The organism is Streptomyces sp. NPDC029956 (genome assembly GCF_055574655.1).
This window is the reverse complement of the sequence record NZ_JBVHZJ010000001.1, coordinates 298,054-298,353: the sequence shown is the minus strand read 5'-3', so window position 1 is coordinate 298,353 and position 300 is coordinate 298,054. Positions and strand designations below refer to the sequence as shown.

Here is a 300-nt window from a genome sequence, read left to right as displayed (position 1 = left end):
ATCACGCGCAGTCACCTCGCCACCTGGCGGGGGGAGGCGGGTGATGCCGCGGGCGCTGTGGAGGCCTTCGCGGCGCTGTTGGGTGATCACACGCGGGTGCTGGGCGGGGATCATCCCGACACTCTCATCACGCGCAGTCACCTCGCCACCTGGCGGGGGGAGGCGGGTGATGCCGCGGGCGCTGTGGAGGCCTTCGCGGCGCTGTTGGGTGATCACACGCGAGTGCTGGGAGTGGACCACCCTCAAACGCTTGTCACGCGCAGCAACCTCGCCACCTGCCGGGGGGAGGCGGGTGACGCC

The 300-nt window shown here is 71.3% G+C and carries 1 protein-coding gene; it reads left to right on the top strand.

Annotated elements, in window-relative coordinates; translation table 11 throughout:
* On the top strand, positions 1–300 hold a 300-nt coding region (locus ACZ4XX_RS01140), incomplete at both ends, for a tetratricopeptide repeat protein (protein WP_468505902.1).